This is a genomic window from Methylotenera sp., from assembly GCF_029945535.1.
Taxonomy (GTDB): Bacteria; Pseudomonadota; Gammaproteobacteria; order Burkholderiales; family Methylophilaceae; genus Methylotenera.
In genome coordinates, this window is the sequence record NZ_JAQSCU010000018.1 from 317,565 (window position 1) to 343,755 (window position 26,191).

General features: G+C 42.2%; 27 protein-coding genes. 10 read left to right on the forward strand and 17 right to left on the reverse strand.

The genetic code is table 11. From position 1 onward, the window contains the following. Nucleotides 1-124: 124 nt before the first annotated feature. From PSU72_RS13230 to PSU72_RS13255, 6 genes are all read right to left on the reverse strand, one after another. A complete protein-coding gene (locus tag PSU72_RS13230) occupies nucleotides 125-445 on the reverse strand; it encodes an STAS domain-containing protein (protein ID WP_300433077.1) in 321 nt (106 codons plus the stop codon). 15 nt (nucleotides 446-460) lie between these two features. After that, a complete protein-coding gene (locus PSU72_RS13235) occupies nucleotides 461-1,078 on the reverse strand; it encodes an ABC transporter substrate-binding protein (protein WP_300433078.1) in 618 nt (205 codons plus the stop codon). A gap of 78 nt (nucleotides 1,079-1,156) precedes the next feature. Continuing rightward, nucleotides 1,157-1,702: an outer membrane lipid asymmetry maintenance protein MlaD gene (gene mlaD / locus PSU72_RS13240; protein ID WP_300433080.1), complete on the reverse strand. Its 546-nt coding sequence runs from the start codon at nucleotides 1,700-1,702 to the stop codon at nucleotides 1,157-1,159. Nucleotides 1,703-1,777: 75 nt separating this feature from the next. After that, entirely contained in the window at nucleotides 1,778-2,584 is an 807-nt protein-coding gene (mlaE, locus tag PSU72_RS13245; protein ID WP_300433081.1) for a lipid asymmetry maintenance ABC transporter permease subunit MlaE, read from the reverse strand. A gap of 35 nt (nucleotides 2,585-2,619) precedes the next feature. After that, a complete protein-coding gene (locus PSU72_RS13250; protein ID WP_300433082.1) occupies nucleotides 2,620-3,420 on the reverse strand; it encodes an ABC transporter ATP-binding protein in 801 nt (266 codons plus the stop codon). Between the two features lie 171 nt (nucleotides 3,421-3,591). Next, entirely contained in the window at nucleotides 3,592-4,248 is a 657-nt protein-coding gene (locus tag PSU72_RS13255) for a prepilin-type N-terminal cleavage/methylation domain-containing protein (protein ID WP_300433084.1), read from the reverse strand. A gap of 280 nt (nucleotides 4,249-4,528) precedes the next feature. On the opposite strand from PSU72_RS13255, the gene PSU72_RS13260 reads away from it, so the two are divergent. Then, nucleotides 4,529-6,262 (forward strand): ATP-binding protein, encoded by a 1,734-nt coding sequence (locus PSU72_RS13260; RefSeq protein ID WP_300433085.1) that lies wholly within the window; start codon nucleotides 4,529-4,531, stop codon nucleotides 6,260-6,262. 86 nt (nucleotides 6,263-6,348) lie between these two features. Here PSU72_RS13260 and PSU72_RS13265 read toward each other — a convergent pair whose 3' ends face one another. After that, on the reverse strand, nucleotides 6,349-7,014 hold the full coding sequence (locus PSU72_RS13265; RefSeq protein ID WP_300433086.1) for a c-type cytochrome: 666 nt from the start codon (nucleotides 7,012-7,014) through the stop codon (nucleotides 6,349-6,351). A 273-nt stretch (nucleotides 7,015-7,287) separates the two neighbouring features. Between PSU72_RS13265 and yihA the strand changes: the two genes are divergently transcribed. Continuing rightward, nucleotides 7,288-7,956: a ribosome biogenesis GTP-binding protein YihA/YsxC gene (gene yihA, locus PSU72_RS13270; protein WP_300433087.1), complete on the forward strand. Its 669-nt coding sequence runs from the start codon at nucleotides 7,288-7,290 to the stop codon at nucleotides 7,954-7,956. A gap of 70 nt (nucleotides 7,957-8,026) precedes the next feature. On the opposite strand, the gene trmB is transcribed toward yihA, so the two are convergent. Both trmB and PSU72_RS13280 read right to left on the reverse strand, forming a co-directional pair. After that, nucleotides 8,027-8,767 (reverse strand): tRNA (guanosine(46)-N7)-methyltransferase TrmB, encoded by a 741-nt coding sequence (gene trmB, locus PSU72_RS13275; protein WP_300433088.1) that lies wholly within the window; start codon nucleotides 8,765-8,767, stop codon nucleotides 8,027-8,029. A 118-nt stretch (nucleotides 8,768-8,885) separates the two neighbouring features. Beyond that, nucleotides 8,886-10,052: an SAM-dependent methyltransferase gene (locus PSU72_RS13280; RefSeq protein WP_300433090.1), complete on the reverse strand. Its 1,167-nt coding sequence runs from the start codon at nucleotides 10,050-10,052 to the stop codon at nucleotides 8,886-8,888. A 43-nt stretch (nucleotides 10,053-10,095) separates the two neighbouring features. On the opposite strand from PSU72_RS13280, the gene PSU72_RS13285 reads away from it, so the two are divergent. The 3 genes from PSU72_RS13285 (at nucleotide 10,096) to topA (ending at nucleotide 14,541) form a co-directional block, all read left to right on the forward strand. Next, nucleotides 10,096-10,848 carry a pteridine reductase gene (locus PSU72_RS13285; protein WP_300433091.1) on the forward strand — a complete coding sequence of 251 codons (753 nt, stop codon included), beginning with the start codon at nucleotides 10,096-10,098 and terminating at the stop codon, nucleotides 10,846-10,848. 40 nt (nucleotides 10,849-10,888) lie between these two features. Then, a complete protein-coding gene (gene ttcA, locus PSU72_RS13290; RefSeq protein ID WP_300433093.1) occupies nucleotides 10,889-11,794 on the forward strand; it encodes a tRNA 2-thiocytidine(32) synthetase TtcA in 906 nt (301 codons plus the stop codon). A 140-nt stretch (nucleotides 11,795-11,934) separates the two neighbouring features. After that, on the forward strand, nucleotides 11,935-14,541 hold the full coding sequence (gene topA / locus PSU72_RS13295) for a type I DNA topoisomerase (protein WP_300433095.1): 2,607 nt from the start codon (nucleotides 11,935-11,937) through the stop codon (nucleotides 14,539-14,541). Between the two features lie 147 nt (nucleotides 14,542-14,688). On the opposite strand, the gene pbpG is transcribed toward topA, so the two are convergent. Continuing rightward, a complete protein-coding gene (gene pbpG, locus PSU72_RS13300) occupies nucleotides 14,689-15,720 on the reverse strand; it encodes a D-alanyl-D-alanine endopeptidase (protein ID WP_300433101.1) in 1,032 nt (343 codons plus the stop codon). A 203-nt stretch (nucleotides 15,721-15,923) separates the two neighbouring features. Here pbpG and gcvH point away from each other — a divergent pair, with 203 nt between their 5' ends. Further along, on the forward strand, nucleotides 15,924-16,310 hold the full coding sequence (gene gcvH, locus PSU72_RS13305; RefSeq protein ID WP_300433102.1) for a glycine cleavage system protein GcvH: 387 nt from the start codon (nucleotides 15,924-15,926) through the stop codon (nucleotides 16,308-16,310). A 30-nt stretch (nucleotides 16,311-16,340) separates the two neighbouring features. On the opposite strand, the gene PSU72_RS13310 is transcribed toward gcvH, so the two are convergent. From PSU72_RS13310 to PSU72_RS13320, 3 genes are read right to left on the reverse strand one after another with little or no spacing between them, the layout of a single operon-like run. Next, the gene (locus tag PSU72_RS13310; RefSeq protein WP_300433103.1) at nucleotides 16,341-17,915 is read right to left on the reverse strand and encodes a hypothetical protein; all 1,575 of its coding nucleotides are present in this window, start codon (nucleotides 17,913-17,915) and stop codon (nucleotides 16,341-16,343) included. A 57-nt stretch (nucleotides 17,916-17,972) separates the two neighbouring features. Further along, nucleotides 17,973-18,395: a DNA polymerase III subunit chi gene (locus PSU72_RS13315; protein WP_300433104.1), complete on the reverse strand. Its 423-nt coding sequence runs from the start codon at nucleotides 18,393-18,395 to the stop codon at nucleotides 17,973-17,975. Nucleotides 18,396-18,403: 8 nt separating this feature from the next. Further along, the gene (locus PSU72_RS13320) at nucleotides 18,404-19,900 is read right to left on the reverse strand and encodes a leucyl aminopeptidase (RefSeq protein ID WP_300433304.1); all 1,497 of its coding nucleotides are present in this window, start codon (nucleotides 19,898-19,900) and stop codon (nucleotides 18,404-18,406) included. A 103-nt stretch (nucleotides 19,901-20,003) separates the two neighbouring features. Here PSU72_RS13320 and lptF point away from each other — a divergent pair, with 103 nt between their 5' ends. Then, entirely contained in the window at nucleotides 20,004-21,122 is a 1,119-nt protein-coding gene (lptF, locus tag PSU72_RS13325) for an LPS export ABC transporter permease LptF (protein ID WP_300433106.1), read from the forward strand. A gap of 27 nt (nucleotides 21,123-21,149) precedes the next feature. After that, complete coding sequence (lptG, locus tag PSU72_RS13330) at nucleotides 21,150-22,220, forward strand: LPS export ABC transporter permease LptG (protein ID WP_300433107.1); 1,071 nt, start codon at nucleotides 21,150-21,152, stop codon at nucleotides 22,218-22,220. Here the strand turns inward: lptG and PSU72_RS13335 are convergent. Genes PSU72_RS13335 through PSU72_RS13350 form a run of 4 tightly spaced genes read right to left on the reverse strand, consistent with a single transcriptional unit; the run spans nucleotide 22,168 to nucleotide 24,176 of the window. Next, on the reverse strand, nucleotides 22,168-22,635 hold the full coding sequence (locus PSU72_RS13335) for an RDD family protein (protein WP_300433108.1): 468 nt from the start codon (nucleotides 22,633-22,635) through the stop codon (nucleotides 22,168-22,170). The genes lptG and PSU72_RS13335 overlap by 53 nt on opposite strands. A 23-nt stretch (nucleotides 22,636-22,658) precedes the next feature. Beyond that, a complete protein-coding gene (locus PSU72_RS13340; RefSeq protein WP_300433109.1) occupies nucleotides 22,659-23,120 on the reverse strand; it encodes a DUF3106 domain-containing protein in 462 nt (153 codons plus the stop codon). Then, the gene (locus tag PSU72_RS13345) at nucleotides 23,096-23,539 is read right to left on the reverse strand and encodes a DUF3619 family protein (RefSeq protein WP_300433110.1); all 444 of its coding nucleotides are present in this window, start codon (nucleotides 23,537-23,539) and stop codon (nucleotides 23,096-23,098) included. Before PSU72_RS13345 ends, PSU72_RS13340 begins: the two co-directional genes overlap by 25 nt. 10 nt (nucleotides 23,540-23,549) lie before the next feature. Then, nucleotides 23,550-24,176, reverse strand: a complete 627-nt coding sequence (locus tag PSU72_RS13350) for an RNA polymerase sigma factor (RefSeq protein ID WP_300433305.1) — start codon at nucleotides 24,174-24,176, stop codon at nucleotides 23,550-23,552. A 107-nt stretch (nucleotides 24,177-24,283) separates the two neighbouring features. On the opposite strand from PSU72_RS13350, the gene PSU72_RS13355 reads away from it, so the two are divergent. Next, nucleotides 24,284-24,517, forward strand: a complete 234-nt coding sequence (locus PSU72_RS13355; RefSeq protein ID WP_300433111.1) for a PP0621 family protein — start codon at nucleotides 24,284-24,286, stop codon at nucleotides 24,515-24,517. Nucleotides 24,518-24,542: 25 nt separating this feature from the next. Further along, on the forward strand, nucleotides 24,543-26,186 hold the full coding sequence (locus PSU72_RS13360; protein ID WP_367186094.1) for an ATP-binding protein: 1,644 nt from the start codon (nucleotides 24,543-24,545) through the stop codon (nucleotides 26,184-26,186). Nucleotides 26,187-26,191: the final 5 nt, after the last annotated feature.

Sequence of the window (26,191 nt, forward strand, 5' to 3'; positions counted from 1 at the left end):
AAATGAATTACGGCTTGTTCATGAACAAGCCGTAATGGTTGACTACTATATGGTGATGCTTTTGAAAATTACAACAAGTAAGCATTAAAATAAGCACTTAACATAGAACTAAAGAAACGTAGTCTTAATGAAAGCTTAACGGAATAAAATCTTGTATACCGTATAGATCTGCCAAACTAGATAAGTTTGCAGGTAAGTTCGTAAATTTTATTTTGCAACTTGCCGCAACGGCGCGACGCTGCCACTCTAACATTAAGCTCAAAGCAGATGTATCTACATTATCAACCGCTGAAAAATCGACTTCGATTTCACCACTCATTTTAAACGTAGCGCTGTGATTTAATATCAGATTTGCGTTATCCACCAACACGTCGCCAAAGATATGCCATTTATTCGCAAGCTCTGTAATACGTTCAGCAGTATTAAGTTGTAAAGATTCAGCCATATTTAGACTTTAAGCTTACTTAAGACCAGCATTTTTATTTTTATCAGCCAACTTAGTGTTCAAGCTATCGATACCATTTTGACGAATTTCATTGCTAAATTGACTACGGTAGTTAGTCACCAAGCTCACGTTTTCAATCACAATATCGTAAACTTTCCAGCTAGCCCCACTTTTTACCAAGCTGTAATCCACAGCGATCGGCTGGCCACCTGATTGCAGAATCTGAGTTTTTACGGTCACATTTTTTGCGTCTGGCTCAGTACGCATAGGCTTATATTCAATGACTTGATCTTTATATTTACCCAATGCTACAGAATAAGTACGTAACAATAAGCTACGGAACTCTTTCTGAAAACTTGCTTGTTGCTCAGGCGTAGCAGCTTTCCAGTTTTTACCAAGCACCATACGACACACGCGATCAAAATCAAAGTTAGGCAAAATCTTCTCTTCTGCCACTGCGTATAACTTTTGCTGATTGCCCGCCTGGATTTCTTTATCGTTTTTAATGATAGCCAATACATCATCAGCAGTTTGCTTCACTAGCGCATCTGGTGCCACATCCGCATTGGCCAAGCCAGAAAATAAACTCGCAAGAAAACTAACACCTACTAAAAATTTTGAAACTGATTTCATTTGAATCCTTTTTTTGATTCGATGTTGAATTTAAATTATAACCTGAAGTGCTTTAACAGAATATCTCAGCACAACTCACTAGAACGGCGCATCACCTAATTCGGTTGACTTAGTCTCTGCAGGTTTAACTTCTGACGTGTTTTGTGACGATGACTTCACATCTTTATCCGTCTCTGAAGCCTTGCTGAACAAAAATTGGCTAATCATTTTTTCTAGCACAACAGCATCTTGTGTTTTGGCAATTTTATCACCATTTTTCAGCGCTTCTTCATCGCCACCAGCCTCTAAACCAACATACTGCTCACCCAACAAACCAGCCGTATAAATATTGGCAAACGTATCTTTAGGGAAGCTATAACGCTTATCAATTTTAATGGTTACAACGGCTTCGTAAGTTTTACTATTAAAGGCAATGCTATCCACGCGCCCCACTGCAACGCCTGCACTTTTCACTGGAGCATGCGGTTTCAAGCTTCCTACATTTTCAAAAGCTGCAGTAACGCTATAAGTTTCACCAATTTTCCCGGAGGTTAAATTGCCCACTTTCATAGCGAGACCCAGCAAAGCAACCACGCCCAATGCTACAAAAACTCCTACCCATAAATCAATTTTCGTTCTATCCACTTAAAGTATCCCTTCAATTTACTAATTTTATGGCTTTAGTTATGTCTTAGTCATTTTTTGGTATCGCTTTAGCAGCTAAATTACCATCATAAAAGACGTTAAAACAAAGTCAAAACCTAATACAGTCAGCGATGAAATGACCACCGTGCGCGTTGTTGCTCGGCTCACACCCTCTGCAGTTGGCGGAGCATCAAAGCCTTCAAACAAAGCAATCATTGTGCAAGCTACGCCAAATACTAAGCTCTTAATGATGCCATTCACAATATCCGATTGAAAATCCACATTAGCCTGCATTTGCGACCAAAATGCGCCTTCATCCACACCAATGAGTGGCACAGCGACGATATAGCCACCCAATATACCAACCATAGAAAACAAAGTCGCCAAAATCGGCATAGAAATCACACCCGCCCAAAACCTTGGTGCAACCACACGTGCGATTGGATTGACTGCCATCATTTCCATCGCGGAAAGTTGCTCAGTAGTTTTCATTAAACCAATTTCAGCCGTAATCGCTGTACCCGCACGCCCTGCAAATAACAAAGCAGTGACAACAGGCCCTAGTTCTCGCACCAATGATAGCGAAACCAAAACGCCGATTGCTTCAGATGAACCATATTTCTGCAAAGTGTTATAGCCTTGCAAGGCCAGCACCATGCCCACGAAAAAGGCTGACACAATGATAATCAGCAGAGACATTACGCCCGTTGAGTAAATCTCACGCATGGTGAGATGAAAGCGCTTAAAGCTTTCACCTGAATACACAATGGTTAAAAAGAATAATCTTGCCCCTGCGCCTAAGCGCCAAATACGCTCAACCATGCGATGGCCTATACCTTGCAAGGTTTTAATAATGCTAACGAGTGGATTTGATTTGGTCATTTAATTTATGTTGAGCTGCTATGAGTTACTTAACGCTATCGTTGTTTCAATAATTCAGTCTGATAATTACCTGCTGGATAATGGAATGGCACAGGGCCATCTTTATCACCATGCACAAATTGATGTACAAATGGCAAGGTTGATTTCATTAAATCATCTGGCGTGCCCTCTGCCGTCACCACACCATTCGCCACGAAATACACATAATCGGCAATTAGAAATGTTTCTTTAACATCGTGCGACACGATGATAGAAGTAGCGCCTAACGCATCATTTAAACTACGAATCAAGCTACAGATGACGCCCATAGAAATTGGGTCTAACCCAGCAAACGGCTCATCGTACATCATGATTGCAGGGTCTAGAGCAATAGCGCGCGCCAAAGCGACCCGTCTTGCCATGCCGCCTGAAAGCTCTGCAGGCATCAACGTATGTGCTCCACGCAAGCCCACTGCATTCAGCTTCATCAACACTAAGTCGCGAATCATGGAATCTGGCAAATCGGTTAATTCGCGCATAGGAAAGGCAACATTTTCGTAGACGGATAAATCGGTAAACAACGCACCTTGTTGAAACAGCATGCCCATCTTACGGCGCAATTTAAATATGCCGTCACGGTCTTGCTTGTGAACCACATCACCATGAACGCGCACTTCACCTTTTGAAGGCTTGATTTGGCCGCCAATCAAACGTAATAAAGTAGTTTTGCCGCTACCGCTGCCGCCCATAATCGCCACGACTTTACCGCGTGGAAACACCATATTGATGCCTTTATGCAGCAATCGCCCTTTGTACCCAAAGGAAAGATTATCAATTTCAACAATATTATTGGTCATTTGCAGCTAAATTGTAGGTCTATTTTTGTTGGATTTTTTTCGAAGTCACCATTCTAAAACAATTTGGCGCGTAAGCAAGCAGTTAAATTGCTTAGTTGATGTAAAGTAAAATTAAGGTAATAAAAAAGCCCACCTAAGTGAGCTTCGAGTTAAATCATCAATCTGGTTTTTTTAAATGCCATAGCAGACTGTGTATGACGCTGCCGGATCTATAGCTACTGCTGCTGTAGATCCAATCGCATCTGCTGAACTTAATGTTGCCATCATTGAGCCAGTATTTGAAACACTGTCATCCATGGTCACATCAAGCTGAGTTACATACTTACCTAAGATACCCTTTGAACAAATAACATATGACCCCTTAATCGCATTCCCTGAAGCATCTTTCATTGCTGTCTTTGCTGCATCATTAGTACCCGCCATAATACCAATCGGATTACCATCCGCATTGGTTGGACGCCAATCTGCGCTAGCAACATCAGTTACGCCTGGCGCTAAATTAGCCAAACGCACATGCTGCCAAAAATTATATGTCTCAGTATTGTCAGCTTTAACGTCATACCATTTACCATCTAATGCACCATCACCATTACCAGCCTTAGACGCAGCAACATGCGCAACCGCATTTTTATCATCTCCTGGCAACGCCTTAAATTTATCTTGGTAGCCGTATATATAAACTGGAATTGTTCTAAAATCATTTGCTAAGTTCTTAACTTTGGCACTGTTAATCAACTCTTGACCTTTTAATACACCACCCAGCAGCAAGCCGATGATCACAAGTACGATCGCCAGTTCAATTAAAGTAAAACCTGCTTGTTTTTTCATTTAGTTCCCCGAACTATTAAAGTTATATAAGTCATTTTAACTCAAATAAAATGCTCATCTCTCAGCCAAATACATGCAAATACCATACCAACTGCATTTAGCCTAGTTTACTAGTATTTTGGTTGATTTCAGCCATATTTTGTTGAAAAATCATCCATCAGCCGTCGAAAACCTAACAGGTGTGTTCAGTTTTTAACGCTTTTTAGTGTGATTAAATTACTAAAATTCGGCATACAATATCAGCCAGCTGGATAATTTCAATCAAACATTGAGGCATTATATGCAAATAGTATTCAAACCAGGCCTCAAATTGGCACACCAATTATTTAACGATTCCGACCGATTAATGGCTTTAATGATTCTATCATTACATGCCCTGTTAATTTGGGGCGATTCTGTCGACCTGCATAGAGCGCTATTTTTATGTCATTACGGCTGCTTTTTAATGTGGCAACCCGTGATGCGGCAAACCAAAACCCTCTCTTGGCAAGCGGCTTTTCTGATTGTAATTGGTGCTGCGGTAGGTATGCTTTTTATCAACTGGTGGGTGATTGCTTTTTGGATAGCCAGTTTATTTGCGTTAATTGGCGGACGTATTTTTTCAGAAGAAACCTCACGCGACAGGTTGCCTAATATATTAGCATCAACTTACTTACTCGCCATTTTACTGTTATGGGTAGTGCCTAAACTGCTTAAATCTAATGATGATTTAGCTGCTGCAGCTTTTATGCTCACTTATTTTTTGCCACTACTGCCGCTGGCGATTTTATTCTTATCAGCCAAACATAAATCCAAGACACAATCCGCCAATATCGACTTCTTCTACACCTTATTAATTTTTTTACTTTCCTCTATTGTCATCCTCGGCAGCTTTGCGATTGGGGTTATTTGGAAAATTCATTACATTAAATTACTTATTGTAGTAGTCATGAGTTTAGCCGCCACGTTGGTTGTTTTAAGCTGGTTATGGAATCCAAGCTCGTCTTTTTCTGGTTTAGAACTGCTGATGTCTCGTTACTTACTCAGCATTGGCCTGCCGTTTGAGCATTGGATAAGACAAATCGCAAAATATGCTGAGTATGAATCGACTGCTGAAAAATTTCTGCAAGCGGCCATGCGCGAACTGGTTGAACTTAACTGGGTAAGCGGTTTGATGTGGGAAGCAGAAGGTTCGAAAGATCAAATTGGTGAGGCTACACCGTTTATTTCCACATTCACCTTTCATCAACTACATTTAACGCTTTATTCACGCTGGCAATTTAGCCCCGCCATGTATCTGCATGTGCAATTACTCACTCAGATTTTGGGCGAATTCTATGAAGCGAAACGTCGTGAAGAAATGATTGTGCAAAACACTTACATGCAATCGCTGTATGAAACAGGTTCGCGCTTGACGCATGATATTAAAAACATACTGCAATCCATGGGTACATTATCTGCCGCGGCTGCACAAAGTAGTGATGATGGCAGCGATGACGCAAGGTTAATCGAGTTAGTGAAAAAGCAAATTCCACGATTAAGCCAGCGTTTAGCTAGTACTTTGACCAAACTTGAACTCCCTAGCACCGAGAAAAAGAGTCAAGAAAAAGTGGCTAATTGGTGGAAAGGCTTTAAGCAGCTGAATAATAATCTGCAAATTTCGTTTGAAGCGCCGATTAACATGCCTAAGACCAATATTGACCCCGATGTATTGGATAGCGTGGTGGACAACTTGCTGCATAATGCTTTGGAGAAGGCGAAGCTAGAGGCAAATACAATCATCAAAGTCAGCTTGATGCCGAGCGCCCATTTTTGTTTAGAAGTGACGGATACAGGCTCTGCGGTGTCTAAAAATGTCGTTGACCGTTTGTTTAAAGCACACATAAGCTCAAAGAATGGATTAGGCGTTGGACTGTTTCATGCCGCGCAGCAGGCGAGGAATGCAGGTTACGAATTAAGCCTTGTGGACAATCAGGATGGTGAAGTACGCTTTAGATTAGAAATGGTGGGGGCTGGTAAAACTCTTCCCACTTGAGAAATTGAATGGAAATAAAAAAGGGCTCATCGCTCTGATGAACCCTTTACTAAACCTCTCCGCGCTTGGAAAAAGATTATTATTGACTAACGTAAACCTTGAACATAATCAGCCACTGCAGCCATTTCTGCATCTGTCATTTTTGTAGCAATAGTCATCATCATAGGCGCATTCGCACGCTCACCTGTTCTGAAAGTTCTTAATTGCGTTAATACGTAATCTGTATGTTGACCACCTAAGCGAGGAAATTGTTTAGGCAAACCTGAACCGGTTGCGCCATGACACGCCGCACAAGCTGGTACGCCAGTTGCCGCAATACCGCCACGATAGATTTTTTCACCTAATGAGCCAGCACCATTAGCTTTAGCAGCACCTAGTTTAAGTTTTTGATTTGAGAAGTAAGCTGCCAGATTTTTCATATCGTCATCACTCAATGCTGATGCCATACCAGACATCACCGCATTAGCGCGCTTACCTGATTTAAATTCCGTTAATTGTTTAACCAAGTACTCAGGATGTTGACCTGCCAATTTAGGGTTTGCAGTAATCACGCTATTGCCATCAGTGCCATGACAAGCAGAACACACAGTGCCAACAATCTGTTCAGCAGTTTTCGTGGTCGGTGGCGCAGCTTCAGCTGGCTTTTCTGCGGTGGCTGCAGCATGTGCAGACAAACTAAATAAAGCACTTACCATTAAACCAGTTAAATTAACTCTTACTGAATTTAAACTTAAAAGATGACGAAATTGCATTACCGCTCCCAATTATCAAAAATACTTACGCAAAACTAACTGCCCGCCGCTCTAATTTCCAGTGGACGTCTGCGACTAATCTAAATTATTCAATCAATTAACGCGCTATTTTAGCGAAAATCACCTATTCGTGATAGCATTTTTCACTATTGTTTATCACGTCGCTCAATATAACATTTAGCTTATCCTCGCTTAGCACCAAATAGCGAGATATAAGCAGTGCTGTATTTACGAAAATGACGTTTAAGTTTTACCCAAAAGAATTGGATTTTCATGCCCTTGTTTCAAAATGCTGCTTTTTTTATTTCAGCACACCATTTACGCGATTTACCGCCAGCCAGCGGTATTGAAGTGGCTTTTGCAGGCCGCTCAAATGCGGGTAAATCGAGTGCACTTAACACGCTTGCCAATCACAATCGCCTAGCCTTTGTCAGCAAGCAACCTGGTCGCACACAGCTCATTAACTTTTTCACTTTAGGTAACGACAGACATTTAGTCGATCTGCCAGGTTATGGCTACGCTAAAGTACCAGAAGCCATGCGTGCGCACTGGCAAAACGTACTGGCTCGCTATTTAGGCGAGCGCTCAAGCTTAGGTGGCCTTGTATTGGTAATGGATAGCCGCCATCCACTTACTCCGCTAGACCGTCAAATGTTAAATTGGTTTTGTCCGAGTGGCAAACCAGTGCATGTTTTATTAACTAAATCTGATAAATTATCGCGCGGTGAAGCCTCGCTGACGCTCAACAGAGTGCGTAAAGAACTGATCGAAACATGGGGCAATCATTATCATAGCGAATGTACGATTCAGCTGTTCTCTAGCCTGAAAAAACAAGGTGTTGAAGAAGCTGAAGCAGTCATTGGCAAGTGGCTGTTTGCGGAAACACCTGAGGATTTAGTACGTAAATCGTTTAATCTTGTAAATGATAAAGATCCAGAATAAGCGGTTTATTTTATGTATCCCTCGATAACGCGCAGCGTTATCGAAACTAAAAACCTCAAGTCAGTGGATTTTATTGACGCTTAAACACCATATCCCACACGCCATGCCCTAGCTTTATGCCACGGTTTTCAAACTTAGTGAGCGGTCTATAACTAGGTTTTTCAGCATAGCTTTCTGCAGTATTTTGCAATTGCGGCTCTGCATTTAACACGTCTAACACCCACTCCGCGTATTCTTGCCAATCGGTCGCCACATGTAAATAACCGCCTACTTTAAGCTTGCTGCACAGTAACTTCACAAACTCAGCTTGAATCAAACGACGTTTGTGATGACGCGCTTTATGCCAAGGGTCAGGAAAGAAAATATGTACGCCATCTAAGCTGGCATCAGCCAACATATTTTGTAGCACATCGACTACGTCATGCTGAATAATTCGAATGTTAGTGAGCGCTGACTCTTCTATTAACTTAAGCAGAGCACCAACTCCAGGCGTATGCACCTCAGCCGCAAGAAAATCACATTCAGGTAAAGTTTGGGCGATCTTTGCAGTGGTTTCACCCATGCCAAAACCGATTTCTAATATCTTCTTGCTGTCTGTGCGATTAAATTTTGCGTTTAAATCGATGATTTCTGGCACGTAATCAATGCCGAATTTGGGTCGGCCAACTTCTAAAGCGTGCGCCTGCCCTTTGGTAACGCGACCTTGACGCAACACAAAACTGCGTATGCGACGGCCTTTTAAGGCTTCTTTATCTGCATCTACGGCAGCATCTAAAACTGGAGATTGTTCGGGTTGGTTTAATTTTGTCATAGTACGCATTATACTGGATGTCCGAGGCAATTGCTTTCTGTAGGAGCGGTCTGTGGCCGCGAAAAAGCGCTTACATAAACAGCATTTTCGCGGCCACAGACCGCTCCTACATTAAAATCTAAAGCGTATAAGATTTATCCCCCTGTATAAACCCCAGTAATGGCGCATCAAAATTTTTGCTCAGTGCAATAACCTTAAATAAATCGCCCATTTCTGCGGGAGATAGTAATTTTTGCGCAGCGGCTGCAAGTGGCGCATACCGTGCCATGTCATGCGGTGACACTTGCGACATCAACTCTAAGATACCGCAGTTCATTAAAAACTGCGCCTGACTGCAAAAGCCACTCAACGCTAAGCCATGATTCACACCTGCATGGGCAATACTGGTGAAATCAACATGCGCCGTGATGTCCTGTAAACCGATATTAATTAAAGGGTCGCTATGTGCATAGTGCTGATAATGGCACATGAGCGTGCCTTGATTACGTTGCGGATGATAATACTCACGAGCAGCGAATCCATAATCAATCATCAAAATGATGCCTTGCCGCAGGCTATGCGCAAGGCTAGCGATCAAGCCGCTGGCCGCTGGGCAGACCTCTGTCACGTAGCCTTCTGGCAAATGGAGCTTGCTGACAGCACCTAGCATACTTGGCTCACTCAAAATCTTATCTTGCCAGACGAATTCGCCATCCTCAACAACTATACCGCGTTCATATATGCCATCATTCTTAACGTTAACCATATGCACTGGAATAGCATCTAGCACTTCGTTACCTATAATCACGCCGTTAAAGTTTGAAGGCAGTTCAGTTAACCATTCCACCCGCTGCACTAAATCATTCGGTAATTTATTCTGCAAGGTTTCCAGCTGAACTTGGCGCAAGTGGTCACTTACTTCTAAGATAAAATATTTAGCTGGAACTGAACCCAACTCCGCCATAGTCAATAAAATATCAGCGGCTAATTTCCCTGTACCAGCGCCTAACTCCAGAATATTACCGTGCGTTATATCCAGCACCTGTGCGATTTGATTAGAAATTGTTTGCGCAAACAACGGCGAGATTTGTGGCGCGGTCACAAAATCTCCTCCACCTTTTTTGCTGTCACCGAACTTTTGGCTGCCCGCGCTGTAATAACCTAAACTGGGCGCATACAGTGCCAAATGCATAAATTCTGCAAAACTTATCCAACCTTTTTGTGCATTGATGGTCTTTTGAATCAGCGTAATCAGTTGCTGGCTATGTTTTTGGGCTTCAACTGAAGGGGTGGGCAATGTATTCATAGACTTAGATTATAATGGCTAACAATTAAGATTGGATTAATGCGTGGTTACAAAACACATAAATAAAGTGGTACTCATTACTGGCGGGGCAAAACGCGTTGGCGCGGCGATATGTCGTAGCCTGCATGCAGAAGGCTTTAACTTGATGATTCATTACAAAAGCTCAATCAAAGAAGCACGCGCCTTGCAAGCTGAGTTAAGTTTACAACGCCCAAGTTCCGTAGCGATTATTCAGGGCGACTTATTGAATATCGCCAGCTTACCTAATTTAATTAGGGAAACCATTAACCACTTTGGGCGCTTAGATGTACTCATCAATAATGCGTCCACCTACTACCCCACTGAAATTGGCGAGATTGATGAATCTAAATGGCAAGATTTAATGGGCAGCAATTTAAAAGCACCGCTGTTTTTATCGCAAGCTGCTGCGCCCGAGCTACGCAAAAATCATGGCTGTATCGTCAACATTACCGATATGCACGTAGAACGCCCGAAAAAAGGCTACATTGTTTACAGTGTAGCAAAGGCTGGCTTAGTGACACTGACTAAGTCACTAGCGCATGAGTTAAGCCCCGAAGTACGCGTCAATGCAGTCGCGCCAGGCCCTGTACAATGGCCGGAAAACAATCCGCAGTTTGATGAAGTATATCGTCAGCGCGTTATCAACCAAACTTTGCTCAAGCGAGTAGGCGAGGCAGAAGACGTAGCGAAAGCAGTGAAGTTTTTGGTGACTGATGCGCCTTTTATTACAGGTCACGTGTTGGCTGTGGATGGCGGACGCTCTTTAAATCTTTAAAAAATATTGAACAAAGCAAACTAATTAAATTAAACAACCTATGATTAACCATTTACCAGCAAACCATTCCAATAACTTCATCAAGCTACGCAATAGCCTGATTAGCGCCACGGGCAAAGCGATTGGCGATTACAATATGATTGAAGAAGGTGACACGGTGCTGGTATGCATGAGCGGCGGCAAGGATTCTCACGCCATGCTGATGATTCTGCTGGCTTTGCAAGAGCGTGCGCCGATTAACTTCAAGCTCATCGCTATGAATCTTGACCAAAAGCAACCCGGCTTTCCTGCTGACATTTTGCCGGCTTACTTTGAAAAGCTTGGCATTGATTACCGTATCGTAGAGGCTGATACCTATTCGATTGTAAAAGAGAAGATTCCAGAAGGCGCAACGACTTGTAGTTTATGTTCACGTTTGCGTCGCGGCATTATTTACACCACGGCAAAAAAGCTAGGAGCTAACAAAATTGCGCTTGGGCATCATCGTGATGACATTGTAGAGACACTATTTCTCAATATGTTTTTTGGCGCGAAGTTAAAAGCCATGCCGCCTAAGCTTTCTACCAATGACAAACAAAATATCGTCATTCGTCCATTGGCCTATTGCAGCGAAAAAGATATCGCCAGCTACGCGCGCCAAATGGAATTCCCAATCATTCCATGCGATTTATGCGGCAGCCAAGAGAACCTACAACGTCAAAAAGTAAAAGATATGCTGCAAGTTTGGGAGCGCGAGCACCCAGGTCGTATCAATAATATCTTCCGTGCAATTGGCAATGTAGAGCCCTCACACTTGGCTGATTTTGACTTATATGACTTTAAAGGCTTGAGCCAAGCCAAGCCAGATGATGAAGATCCACTTTTCGGCGACATCGCTAAAGAAAGTGAAGCGCTTAGCTTAAATAGCACTGACGGTACACGAATCGAATTTATTCGAAACACATAATGTTACAAATTAATCGATAAATTTGCGTAGTATGTGCGGTAAGTTGTTGTCTTATAGCCATTTACCTTGCTATTATCCGAGTTGTAAGCTTAGCAATTCTATAATTCAGCCCATTTAATCACTCATTCTTCTAGGCATGCATGTCCAAACTGTTAATTGTTGAATCTCCTTCTAAGGCAAAAACGCTCAAGAAATATCTTGGTAGCGACTTTGAAGTGCTTGCCTCTTACGGACACGTGCGCGACTTGATTCCGAAAAATGGTGCAGTGGATACCGCCAATGATTTCGCCATGAAATACGACATTATCGAACGCAACAGTAAACATGTAGACGCGATTGCCAAGGCTGTAAAAAGCGCCGATAGCATCTATCTCGCAACCGATCCGGACCGCGAAGGTGAAGCGATTTCATGGCATATTGCCGAAATTTTAAAGTCTAAGAACTTACTTAAAAATAAAGTCATGAAGCGTGTGGTGTTTCATGAAATTACCAAAAGTGCAGTTGAACACGCGATTGCCGAGCCACGCGATATTTCTATGCCAATGGTAAACGCTCAACAAGCGCGTCGTGCTTTAGATTACTTGGTAGGCTTTAACTTATCGCCTTTATTGTGGAAAAAAATCCGTCGCGGTTTATCTGCTGGACGTGTGCAAAGCCCCGCACTACGCTTAATCGTTGAGCGTGAGCTTGAGATTGAAGCGTTTAAATCACAAGAGTACTGGTCTGTTCATTTAGATGCTTTAAAACATAGCCACGGCTTCACTGCGAAACTGATACAGCTCAACAATCAAAAAGTTGAGCAATTCACGGTGATTAACCATGACCAACAATCTGACATAGTTGGCAAATTATTACTCGCTAGCGCAGGTAAAACGACAGTTTCGCGTGTTGAGAAAAAACAACGTAGCCGCAGCCCAGCTGCTCCATTTACGACCTCTACCCTGCAACAAGAAGCTGTGCGTAAATTAGGCTTTACCACTTCGCGCGCCATGCGTGTTGCACAGCAACTGTACGAAGGTATGGACGTAGGCAGCGGTACAGTGGGTTTGATTACTTACATGCGTACCGACTCATTCAGCATTGCATCTGAGGCAATTGCGCAGATTCGTGACTACGTGAAAAAGAATTTTGATGCAGAGTATTTGCCAAAAGCGGCCATCCAATACAAAACAAAATCTAAAAGTGCACAAGAAGCACATGAGGCTATTCGCCCAACCGACATTAGCCGCACGCCCGCAAGCGTTCGTCAATACTTAACAGACGAGCAATTTAAACTATATGAAATGATTTGGAAGCGCGCCTTGGCTTGCCAAATGGCGCCTGCCAAGTTTGATGCAGTTAGCGTAGATTTAAGCGTAGGCTCTGACGCCAACTTATTCCGTGCTTCTGGTCAAACCCTCGTATTCCCGGGTTTTATTGCCGTATACATGGAAGGCACGGACGATGAGGAAGAAGAAGGCGAAAGCAAGCTCCCACATCTTGAAACTGGCGAAGTATTGACCGTTGAAAAAATCTACGGTGACCAACACTTTACAGAACCTCCACCACGTTATGGCGAAGCTAGCTTGGTCAAGATTTTAGAAGAGTACGGTATTGGCCGTCCTTCTACTTACGCCAGCATCATTAGTACGCTGCAAGACCGTGAATATGTATTATTAGACAAAAAACGCTTTACGCCGACTGATGTTGGACGTGTGGTGAATAAGTTTTTAACAGAACATTTTACTAAATATGTCGACTATGCATTTACTTCTAACCTTGAAGATGCGCTCGATAGCGTTGCCGAGGGAGAGCGTGAGTGGTTACCGCTCATGGCGGAGTTTTGGCAAGGTTTCAACCAACAATTACTCAGCAAAGCCGATGTAGAGCGCCCAGGTAATGAGTTGATTGATGAAGCTTGTCCTAAATGTGGTAAGCCATTACAAAAACAACTCAGCCGTTTCGGTACATTTATTGGCTGTACAGGCTATAACGATGAACCTAAATGTGATTACAAACGCAGCTTAAATGGCGCAGCACAAGTTGGAAGCGATCCAATCATCATTGGTAACGATGACGAATCTGGCAAAGAAATCATGCTGATGAATGGTCCATACGGCCCTTATTTACAACTGGGGTTGGCCATTGAAGGTGACAAAAAGAAACCAAAGCGTGTCAGCGTACCTAAAGAAATTTCATTAACGGATATGAATTTAGAAACCGCGAAAATGGTGCTATCTTTACCGCGTGATCTTGGTTTACATCCAGTCACGAATAAAAAAATCGTGGCTAATATTGGTCGTTTCGGGCCTTACGTGAATCACGATGCTAAGTTTAAATCGATTCCAAAAACTGAGAGCGTATTTACTATTGATTTAGACGGTGCAGTAGCCTTATTAGCTGCAGCCCACACAGGTCCAGCGCCATTAGCCACATTAGGCAACCATCCAACTGAAGATGGTCAAATTGAAGTGTTTGCAGGCCGCTACGGACCTTATGTACAACACGGTAAGATTCGCGCAACACTGCCAAAAAGCGTTGAGCCTGAATCACTGACTTTGGATGAAGCTTTGGAATTACTAATGGCTAAAGCGCAAAAAGAAGCGCCAGCTAAAAAGACGGCTACGAAAAAGCCAGCTGCTAAAAAAATACCGGCCAAAAAACCTGCTGCAGTTAAAGCCACAGCTAAAAAACCAGCGGCAAGTAAGACCGCGGCGAAGAAGCCTGCTGCTAAAAAGGCCGCTCCTAAGAAAGCTGCCACTCAATAATATAAGGTTCAATAATCAAAAGCTAAATAAACTTAGGTTTAATAGCTCAATAGTTAATTAATTTACGGCAATAAAAAAGCGGCTTCTAAGCCGCTTTTTTATTGCACTTATACTTATTTAAGTCACTTACTTATTTAAGTCACTTTTTTAACCACTAACATTCTCGCCCAATAAGGCAGTATCGTTATACTCAATCCATTTACGAATTCTATTAGCGTCACCAATACGTGACTGTTTGCCTGCTGAATCCAGCAATACAATAATCATAGGCTGACCAGAGATTTCCGCTTGCATCACTAAGCAACGTCCAGCCTCATTGATAAAGCCAGTCTTAGATAAACCAATCACCCAATCACTACCTCGCACTAGCGAGTTGGTATTTACAAAGTTAATTGGATTTTCACGTCCATACAATGTAATTTCTTGTGAGGCAGTTGTAGTTACTTGGCGAATTTCAGGGTAGTGGTATGCAGCATTCACCATTTTCACCAAATCTTCTGCCGTAGAAACATTATTGCTATCTAAGCCTGTAGCATCATAGAAACGTGTAGATTTCATACCCAACACGTCAGCTTTACGATTCATCGCCACCATAAATGCGCCGATACCACCTGGGTAATTACGCGCTAAAGCAGAGGCTGCACGATTCTCTGATGACATCAGTGCTAATTGCAGGAGTTCACCACGCGTAAGTTGTGTCCCTACGTTCAATCTGGAATGTGTGCGTTTTATATAATCTACATCTTCATCTCCGATAAACAACAAATCATCCATCGGTAAATGTGCATCTAACATCACCATTGCCGTCATCAACTTAGTGACAGAGGCAATAGGGGTAGATTGACTGGTATTCTTTGCGTAGATGATTTCACCAGTCAGTTGATTAATCACTAAGGCTTTAGATGAAGCTAGCTCTAATGGCCCACTTCCGTCGTAAGCACGTGGCACAATCATGCTTACTTTCTGAACGTGTACTCTTGATTTTTTAACACCAGCTACATTTCTATTCAGCTTGTATTTTGCAAGGTCATAGTTGCCGGCTTTATTTTTTTGATATTTGGTATGCGTCACTTTGATGTGAGATACCACATGCTTATGCGTTTTTTTTGTAGCCGCATACGAAAGCATGGGCGACAAACTTAGTGTTAAGGCGGTATAAAGTAGTATAAGTTTGCGCATAAATAAATTAGTTTCTTTTACGTCATAGAGTTACGAGATAATTCTATATAAAAACTTTAGCTTTGTCATTAAAAATGTTTATCTTTAATATTACTCTTAATTAACGGTTAATTATCTATTAATTTTATTTTAACAATTCGATTATTAGCAATATAATCACAGGCTTATTCATCAATTAAGCCATCACTTTTAAAGTAAGCAAAATGCAAATTCCAAAGACTATTCTATACAGCAACGCACATTTATGGACTAAGGCGTCGGCTGACGGCGCATGGGAGGCTGGCATTACAGACTATGCGCAGGATTTACTAGGGGATATTGTGTTTATAGAAGCACCTGCAATTGGCACTAAGCTAGTGGCTGGGCAGCCTTGCGGCCTCGTTGAATCAGTAAAAACAGGTTCGGATTTACACGCTTTGGTTGATGGTGACGTGATTGAAATCAATCACGAGCTGATTAACTCACCAGAGCTAATCAATGAAAAACCATATCAAGCATGGATATTTAAATATAAGCCGAGTGACGATGATGTGAGCAAAACACTATTATCCGCCGAGGCATACCAAGCTTTACTTGACGGCGTTGCTTAAGGACTTTAGTTAATACCCACTAAGCAAAGCCTACTTACTAAAAATCAAGCGTACGGAATCTAATAGTTTTTCTATTTCAGCCTTAATGTTTGCACTGACCTGCTGCTCAATTCTTGGCACTTCAACACTTAGTATTTCCTGAACTTTATTGGCTAATGCTTGCTCGACTTCAGGCAATTCCGCATTTAGTGTTTGCTTGAACTCTTGCTTGCTAGCATCTGCCATTGCCACAAAATCCTGTTTCAAGCCCGCCGCTAGCTCATTGGCCAAGCCTTGATATAGCGTCGGGAAAGCTTCGCTGACTTCTTTATCTAGCTGCTGCTTAGACTTCAATTGCAACGCATCCAAATAAATTGTTAGCTCAGTATGCGATTGTGCAGTCAGGCCTTGGTAAATCGCCGACAATTCACGTGCTAGATTATTCTGATGCTCAGTTAAAATATCTTCGTGCAGGCGCGTTATTTTATCTTGCAATGCATGGCTGGCATCCTCAACTGTTTTGGTTTCTAGCGAAGATAAGGTAATCTGCAATTTTTCGGTTAACGAGTCTTGCAACATAGGTAGCGCACCGATGAGTTTAGCCTGCACTTCGGCAATGCCCTGCGCCTGCATTTGCACTAAAGCCTCATCTAAATCCGACTTCAAGCTAGCCGCTACCTGAGTCGTATTTTCGACCGTTACAGTTTCCAAAGTTTTTAAGGTTTCCTGCACCCGGTTCGTCAATACCTGCTCCATGGCTGGCAATGCGGCGGCGAGCTTAGCCTGCACCTCGGCCATTCCATTTTCATGCATCTGACCCAACGCGCTTTCCAAGTCAGATTTGGCTAAGTTAGCACTTGATTGCAACACCTGAGTCGCACTTTCCAGCGCATTACTTTCTAAATTGGCTAAGTTTACTTCAAACTGCTTAGTAACGGCTTGCTCCATCATGGGCATTGCTTGGCTTAGTTTGGCTTGCATTTCGTCCAAACCTCTAGCCTGCATTTCACTTAAGATATCAGCTAAGTCTGCTTTGATAATGTCTGCATTTGCATGCATCATTTTAGGAATTTCTGTAGCTAAGTCTGCCCTTACTTTATCGACATAGACTGCACTATTTTCCATGACTGACTGCTGAGCATTTGCAACTGCATGACTGACTTCCTGCGCTACCGAATCTTTAATTTGCTCTACCGAGGCCTGTTGTGCCTGAACAATGGCTGTATGGATCGTTTCCATCAAACTGGCATGACTAGCCTGTTGCGAGGTGTTGAGTTCTTCGTTGATATGCTGTATCAATCTAGCGCTTGCCAACTCTTCAATCGCATTAGATTTGTCGTTTAGCTGCTGCAATTGAAGTTCATATTGTTCTTTTAGTGCATCAGCTAGAAAACTCTGACTCGCTTTTTGTATCTCAGCAGACTCATTCAACAAATCATCATGCATGCGCTTTTTAAACTTCTGTATGACGGCATTTTCAATTTCTTCCTCAAGTTGAAGCTTTAATTGCGGCCTAATTTGAGCAGTCAGTTCTGCAATCAAGTCTGCAGTGATATTGATCGGTTTAATAGATTGTGCAGATTTGACGTGCACTTCTGTTAATAAGGGAATATCTTCTTCTTGCATAATTAAGCCTAATGAAAATTAGATTGAACACTCATCAACTATTAACGAAACCACAGCTTAAGCAGCTGCCGCATCCGTCGATTTTATATCATAGCCACGATCTTTATAAAACCTAAAGCGCGCTCTAGCAGCAGCTTTATCAGCCTCATCACTACCGACCAACTCGACCAAGTACCTGAATCTACTAAAAAAAAGTGGTTGCGTCGTTTGCAGGTTAATTAACACATCATCTTGTAATAAGTTTTCACCTTTAGCATCTATTACGATAGGCGAAAATTGACTATGCGCTTCATTCACATTGCTATTTGCCAAAAAACTGCTGGCTGAATGCGCCCATAGTAAGTTTTGCATATCACTACTCATAGCATCGTTTTGCGTATAAATCGTGAGCTGGCGACCCTTAGCAAGCGCCTTTTCACACAGCTCTACCGTTTTTGCAAACTTATCAGGCACATTAAAATAGAATTCAACACGAGTCATAGCGTGTGCTATTTTTTCGAGCTATTCGCTCTATTCACTAAGAATGCGGTTAATAGCGGCACTGGGCGACCAGTCCCCCCTTTTTCTTTGCCCGACTTCCAAGCAGTACCAGCAATATCCAAGTGTGCCCAATCATATTTTTTAGCAAACCTTGATAAGAAACAAGCCGCGGTGATACTTCCAGCTGCACGACCACCAATATTGGCCATATCAGCAAAATTACTATCAAGCAATGGTTGATAGTCATCCCACATCGGCATGTGCCATGCACGATCTAGCGCAGTTTCACCTGCTTGTAATAACTCATTAGCTAAATCGTCGTTATTGCTGAACAAGCCACTTGCGTGATGACCCAAAGCAATCACACAAGCGCCTGTCAAGGTTGCAATATCAATCACAGCACTTGGTTCAAAACGTTCAGCGTAGGTCAGCGCATCGCATAAAATCAAACGACCTTCAGCATCGGTATTTAATACTTCAATGGTGAGTCCAGACATGCTGGTTAATACATCGCCAGGTCTTGTTGCGCGGCCATCTGGCATATTTTCACAGGTTGGGATAACGCCAATCACATTTAAGGGCAAATCCATTTCCGCAATGGTTTTGAATGTACCAAGTACACTTGCAGCGCCGCACATATCGTATTTCATCTCGTCCATTTCTGAGCCTGGTTTCAATGAAATACCGCCAGTATCAAAGGTAATGCCTTTGCCCACTAGCACAACTGGTTTTTGGTCTTTCTTACCCTTTAAGTGCTGCATGATAATAAATTTAGGTGGCTCTTCACTGCCTTGGGATACCGCTAAAAATGATCCCATGCCTAATTTTTCAAGTTCTTCGCGCTCTAAAACTTTAACCTTGAAATCATGCTTCTTACCCAATGACTGTGCTTGCTCAGCCAAGTAGCTAGGTGTACAAACATTTGGTGGTAAGTTGCCCAAATCTTTTGCAAAGCTCACTCCTGAAGCTAATGCCAAGCCATCGGCTAGACCGGCTTTAGCTTCTTTTACATCGCCAGCGGCTACATTAATATTCAGTGTAGCTAAGCCTTTCTTAGATTCTTCTTTTTTCTTCTTAATCGCATCAAACTTATAAGTTGCATCAAGGCTTACTTCAACCAAAAGCGCAGTTTTTTGTTTAGTCGTTAATTGTTTTACTGGCAACTCTACCAAGAAGGTAGTGGCTTTACTCGCCCCACCATTGGCTAAAGCCTTCATTGAAGCACGCGCCGCTTTGCAATATTGTTTTTCAGCAAAATCAGACTCTTTGCCTAAGCCAACCAATAAAACGCGCTCACTAGCGGTGCCTGGCACGTTATGCAATATTAAAGTGGCGTCAGTTTTGCCATCAAAATCACCACGTTTTAGGATATTTGACAGGTAACCAGCGGATGCTGTATCGATAGATTGGGCAGCATCTGACAGTTTTTTATCTTCATAAACGCCTATAATCATGCAATCGCTTTGCAGCTTTAGCGGATTGTCATTTTTTATGCTAAATTCCATAGTGCTGGATTTCATCGCTTCACCCTTTTATATTATTAAGTTAAATTATCGCGTGTTTTACACGCAATTCATAGTTGTAAATATATAGTTACCAATAAATCATATGCTTTTTAGGCGTTCACTCTTACACGAACTCATTGCTACCGCCAGTGGTACTTTTCTTATTTTAATAGGAATTGTCATCGCTCAGCGCGCGGGGTACTTGGTTCAACTGGCAGCGAAGGGCATATTGCCGAATGATGCCATCACCACCATACTGGGCTTCAACATCATTCGGTTTATGCCTTTATTATTATCTCTAAGCTTGTTTTTAGCGATACTACTCACGCTTTCTCGCTGGTATAGAGACTCTGAAATGGTCATTTGGTTTAGCGCGGGTCTTAGCATCACTAGCTGGATACGCCCAATATTAGTATTTGCCGTGCCTATTGTAGTGATTATTGCTTTTTTAAGTCTATTTGTAACGCCTTGGGCCACCAACAAAGTAGAAGATTTTCGTGTACAGCTTGAAAGTCGCGATGACTTAGCCGCCATTAGCCCTGGCGTATTTAAAGAATCAGCGCATGCAGATCGTGTATTTTTTATAGAGAGTTTTGATGAGCTAGGTAATATTGTTAAAAACATCTTTGTTCAGTCGATACAACATCAAAAATTAGGCATCATTGTCGCGGCACAAGGTAGCCGGCTGGCTGAGAAAAACGGCGATAATTTTTTGCTGATGGAGCACGGCCACCGCTACGAAGGGGCTCGTGGCACGGCTGAATATTCAACAACGGAGTTTGAGAAGTACGCCATTCGTGTGGAGGCTAGCGAGGCAAAGCGTGAGCCTCCTTCAACGCAATCGATTTCCAGTAGCGAGTTAATCATGAACAAAAGTAGTAGCAACATTGCTGAATTGCAATGGCGCCTTGCCATGCCGTTTTCTGCGCTGATACTTGCACTGCTCGCCATCCCTTTAAGCGCATTAGATCCTCGTGCAGGACGCTCAGCAAATTTTGCACTGGCTATCGTGATTTATATCATCTACAACAATCTACTCAATATCGTTCAGGCTTGGATTGCGCAAGGTAAAATCAGTGGAATCATAGGGCTATGGCCTATCCATTTAGCCTTCGGCACATTAGTTTTTTATATGTTTTATAGACGCGCTTTACAGTTACCAATTTTACCTAGCATTCCTCGGCCTTCATGGTTAACACTGCCTATGAAAGCCAAAAAATAGATCCCAAGTTAGTGATCTACATTTCATATGAAAATTCTAAATAAATATCTACTCAAAGAAATCGTAAGCAATGTGCTCATGGTCATGCTAGCGCTTATCGCAATGTTCTCCTTCTTCGATTTGATTCAAGAATTAGAGGCTTTAGGCAAAGGTAGTTATGGTCTGAGTAAAATTTTATTGTTCGTATTACTCAGCGCACCTGGCCATGTTTACGACGTGATGCCTGTAGCCGTGCTGGTAGGTTGCATGTACAGCTTAGGGCAGCTCGCGCGCTACTCTGAATTGGTAGTGTTAAGAGTGAGCGGGCTATCTATTTTTGATATTGCAGTTTTGCTATTAAAAATTGGCGCTATATTTACCATTATCACCTTTTTAATAGGTGAGCTTGTCACACCATTTAGTGAAAAAACAGCTCAGCGCATGCGTATCAAAGCCACTGACTCTGTTGTTGCTCAAGAGTTTAGGTCTGGTCTTTGGGTTAAAGATGGTAATAGCTTTATCAACGTTGAAGAAGTGCTGCCAGATGCGACATTGCTCAACATCCACATCTTTGACTTTGATAAAAATGCAAAACTTATCTCTACGCGTAATGCTAAAGCGGGGGAGTTTAAACATGAGTCTTGGAGACTCAAGGATGTTACAGATACTAGCTTCGGCAAAGACTCTGTGAAAGTAAGCCAATCTGCAGAGGCAACATGGCACTCTTTGATTCGCCCGGAGCTGCTCAATGTATTACTGATCATGCCAGAAAAAATGTCTGCATGGAATTTATATACTTATATCAATCACTTAAGCATCAACAAACAAAAGACGACGCGTTACGAGGTGGCACTTTGGGCGAAAATGATTTATCCCTTAGCCTGCATGGTCATGGTGGTTTTGGCGCTACCATTTGGCTTTGTGCAACAACGTGCTGCGGGTGCTAGCACCAAGATTTTTGTGGGCATTATGCTGGGAGTCATGTATCAAATACTCAACCGCGTATTTGCACATTTAGGATTGCTCAATGACTGGCCGCCATTATTTAGCGCCATTATGCCTACCATTATGTTTTTGATGGCGGGTGTGGCGATGCTGTTTTACGTGGAGCGTAGGTAATTTTATTTTTGAGGAGTCTGTCGTGCAAAAATAGCCTGTCACGATCAACAATGACCCACAGAAAACCTAAACCGAATACCATCAAACTTAGGCTAGCTAGCAGATACCTGACAATCGCCGCTTTTAATGGCAACAGCTGCGCTTTTTGATTGAGCAACTTTAACTGCCAGGTTTGCATGGCAAGCGTCTGACCTTTTCTATGCCAACACCAAACAAAATATACACCTGCCGTCAGCCATAAAAATAACTGTAGCAAATATCGTTTAATGCCTATTGTCGCCTCACCTAGCAATAAAACAAAAATAGCTGTGGCGGCTAATGACAACGCAATCACGACTAGCATCTCGTAAATAAGACAAGCCCCAAGCTTAATAAAACTTGGGGCTGTTGTTTGTGCTACTTGCTCATTTTTCATAGATTATTCAGTTAGCTTATCTATTAATTTAAATCTGCATCCTTGTAGGTGTCTGGTGAATCAGCACGCAAGCGTGCTCTTTCTGACTCTGGTAATTTTTGATACTCGAGCCACTTTTGACGCAATTCACTTTTCTTATCTGCGGGTAAAGACTGGAATTGTTGATGATTTTTTCTTGCATTCTCACGTTCATAAGGGGTCATGCGACTCCAATTGGTGAGCCGCTTTTGTACTAAAGCTTGCTTGCTTGGACTCATTTTAGGGTAATCATGTGCTATATCCAGCATTTTTTCACGCTGCCAAGGGCGTAAGGTATCCCACTCTGAGGCTAAAGGATTTAATATTTGTCGTTGCCCATCATTCAATTGCGCCCAAGTCACGTTAGTATCATCCGCTAAGACCACATGGTTAAACATCAATCCGCTGACTAACAATGCAACTGAAAATACTGAGACGAGTTTTAATCTCGCTTGGAAACTAACCATGTATCAAACCCCTTATCTGCAAATGCTTCTGGCGGCAATTCAGACGCCAACAAAAATGCATCACTATTTTCTAAGTTATTATTTTCATTAAATTTTTGTGCGGCTAAAAATGTAAGCAACATGGCACCAATAATAATTGCAGCAGACATCAAACGATGCTGCCCAAAATAGCCACCAAAGCCATGCCCTACCCATTGCAACACATGACCACTTTGATTGACGCCTTGGCTGGCTTCTAACTTGCTGATCGCTAGGTCACGCGCTTCTGACAAACGCTGCAAAGTAACGGCATTCAAATGTTGTGCGTTATCATTCAACAAGTTTACCGCGAGTTTAGCTACCTGCTCATCTTCTATTAGATTGGCATTCACTAGCTTTTCATTTACTTGACTATTTTGCATATCTTTTTGAGTATCCATAGCTCACCTCCTAGCCTTTTGAGCCTTCGCTGGTTAACATTAAACTTGATAGACCTAATTTTTCTAGACCTTGTTTCTTCAATTCTATCGCCAATGAGTGAACGGCCCGAGAACAGTGCGTTTTAACGCTTCCGTCTGAGCAACCCATGACTTTTGCCGTTTCAGCAACATCCATCTCTTCCCAATAACGCAGCACAAAGGCTTCTCGTTGACGCGCAGGTAGTTTTTCTAAAGCAGCTTCTATTAACTTGATGGTTTGGCTGCGTTCGAGCTGTGCTGCAGGTTCATCGCTATCATCTTCTACATCTATCGTCTCTAATGGGTCACGATCTTCACCATCTTCATTGCTGCCAAATGAAGATAATAAAGTGGTCCATAAATTTCTAACTTTTTGCCTGCGCCAAAAATCTCGCATAGTATTTTGCAAAATGCGTTGAAACAGCATAGGCAACTCTGCTGCTGGCTTATCGCCATACTTTTCTGCAAGCTTCATCATCGCGTCTTGTACGATGTCTAGCGCGGCATGATCATCACGCACGGCATAAGCCGTCTGCTTAAAAGCACGACGTTCTACCGACGCAAGAAAATCTGAAAGTTCTTTAGTTGTTGCCATTGCGCTTACGGTGGATTGATTTATTATAAATTGTTAACGCAGTCATTAACGAAAGTATATCAGGTTTACATTTTGAACTAGCCCAAGCTTTGGTTACAATCGTATCAATTATTTAATAGGTGCAAAATCTTATGTGGCGACTGATTTTTTTAGGCGTAATCATTTACTTACTGATCGTAGCTTTTAAGCGCAGCAAGGTTGGCACAAAAAATGACGATAAAAATGTTAAGAAAGACGCGACTGCAAAAGAGCAGGAAATAGAAAACATGGTGCAATGCGCTTCGTGTGCAGTGCATTTACCGAGGTCAGAAGCGTTTCTGGTCAACGGTGACTTTTATTGCAGTAAAGCACACCTCCCTAAATAACTCACAATCAGTGTTGCCATTAAAATTGAACCCAAACGAATTAAATTCAGAAGTTCTGAATACTAACGTCAAACAAAGCCTTGCGGACTCTATCGACCTGTCCTTACAGCGCCATGCAATCAACATACTCAACATATTTCGCTTTGTTTTAAGTTTAGTTTTTATTGTTTCTTACCTTTACTTGGGTAAGGACTCCATATGGCAAGGCGGCTATGCCATACTCACATTCAAGTTGTCGATTGCTTACTTAATCTTCAGCATTTTTGTTTTGCTAATCAGCCCATTAAAGTCTGATGTGTATCGACTTTCTCTGCCACTTCAAATTACAGCAGATATTATTTTTATTATTTTGTTCATGTTTGCTGCTGGCGGCATCACTAGCGGTTTAGGGCTCTTACTCGTCATTATTATTGTCATTGCCAGCTTGGTCAGCAACGGTCGGTTGTCATTATTCTATGCAGCCATCGCGACTATTGGCTTATTGCTTGAACAAAGCTACCGAATACTTCTAGAAAATTTACCTCCAACTACCTACACACAGCCAGTGATGCTCAGCTTAAGTTGTTTTGCAACGGCTTGGCTGGCCTATAGTTTAGCCAAACGTATGCAGCATAGTGAAGCGCTGGCTTCTGCACGCGGTATTGATATTGAAAACTTATCGCAAGTTAATGCCCTCATCACACAAGAGATGCAGGATGGCGTCATTGTGGTGGATGAAAACTTAAATATTCGTCATAACAATTTACAAGCCACCGCACTACTTTCCTTAGCTCAAAATAGCGAAGCTAATTTCACTTTAACTAAGCAAGCGCCTGAAATTGCGACAATGTTTAATGATTGGGTCAATGGCGCAGACGAAAAGAACAACTCGAATATTTCCATCAGCAACCGTGAATTAAAACTTAGGTTTATGCCTATCAATCAACTGCAAGATTCGCCTTTATCAGAAAGAAATGCTGGCGCGGTAATCTTCATTCAAGATTTGAGCCAAATTCAAACGGCGGCACAACAAGCTAAACTGGCGGCGCTAGGCAGGTTAACCGCCAATATCGCACATGAAATTCGCAATCCATTAAGCGCAATCAGTCATGCAAACCAATTGCTTCAAGAAGATGAAAGTAACTCTAAATCGACTGAACGACTACTAGAAATTGTGGCTGATAACATTGGGCGTATCGATCAAATTATCAAAGATGTGCTTGAACTAAATAGACGAGATCGCACGCAGCAAGAGCTGTTTGAAATAAGTGACTTTCTCAGCAGCTTTCATGCGCAATTTTGCGCGGTGGAGAAAGTGCCAAACACACATTTTCAGCTGGATAATCTATCACAAAAAACCGTCTCTTTTGACAAACGCCATCTAACGCAAATCTTATGGAATTTATGTAAAAATGGCTGGGAACATAGTCAAAAACAAGCTGGTAGCCTAAAAATCATTTGCTCTGAATTTAGTAAATCAGGTTTAAGCATCCAAATGATTGATGATGGTGAGGGCGTAGCCGAACAAGACCAATCTAGATTATTCGAACCATTTTTTACCACTAAAAATACTGGAAATGGTTTAGGGCTTTATATTTCACGTGAGTTAGCTGAAGCCAATGGCGCAAAACTGAAATATCAAGCGTTAGCCAACGGCAGTGTCTTTATTTTGCAGCTAAAGAAGGCATAATAACG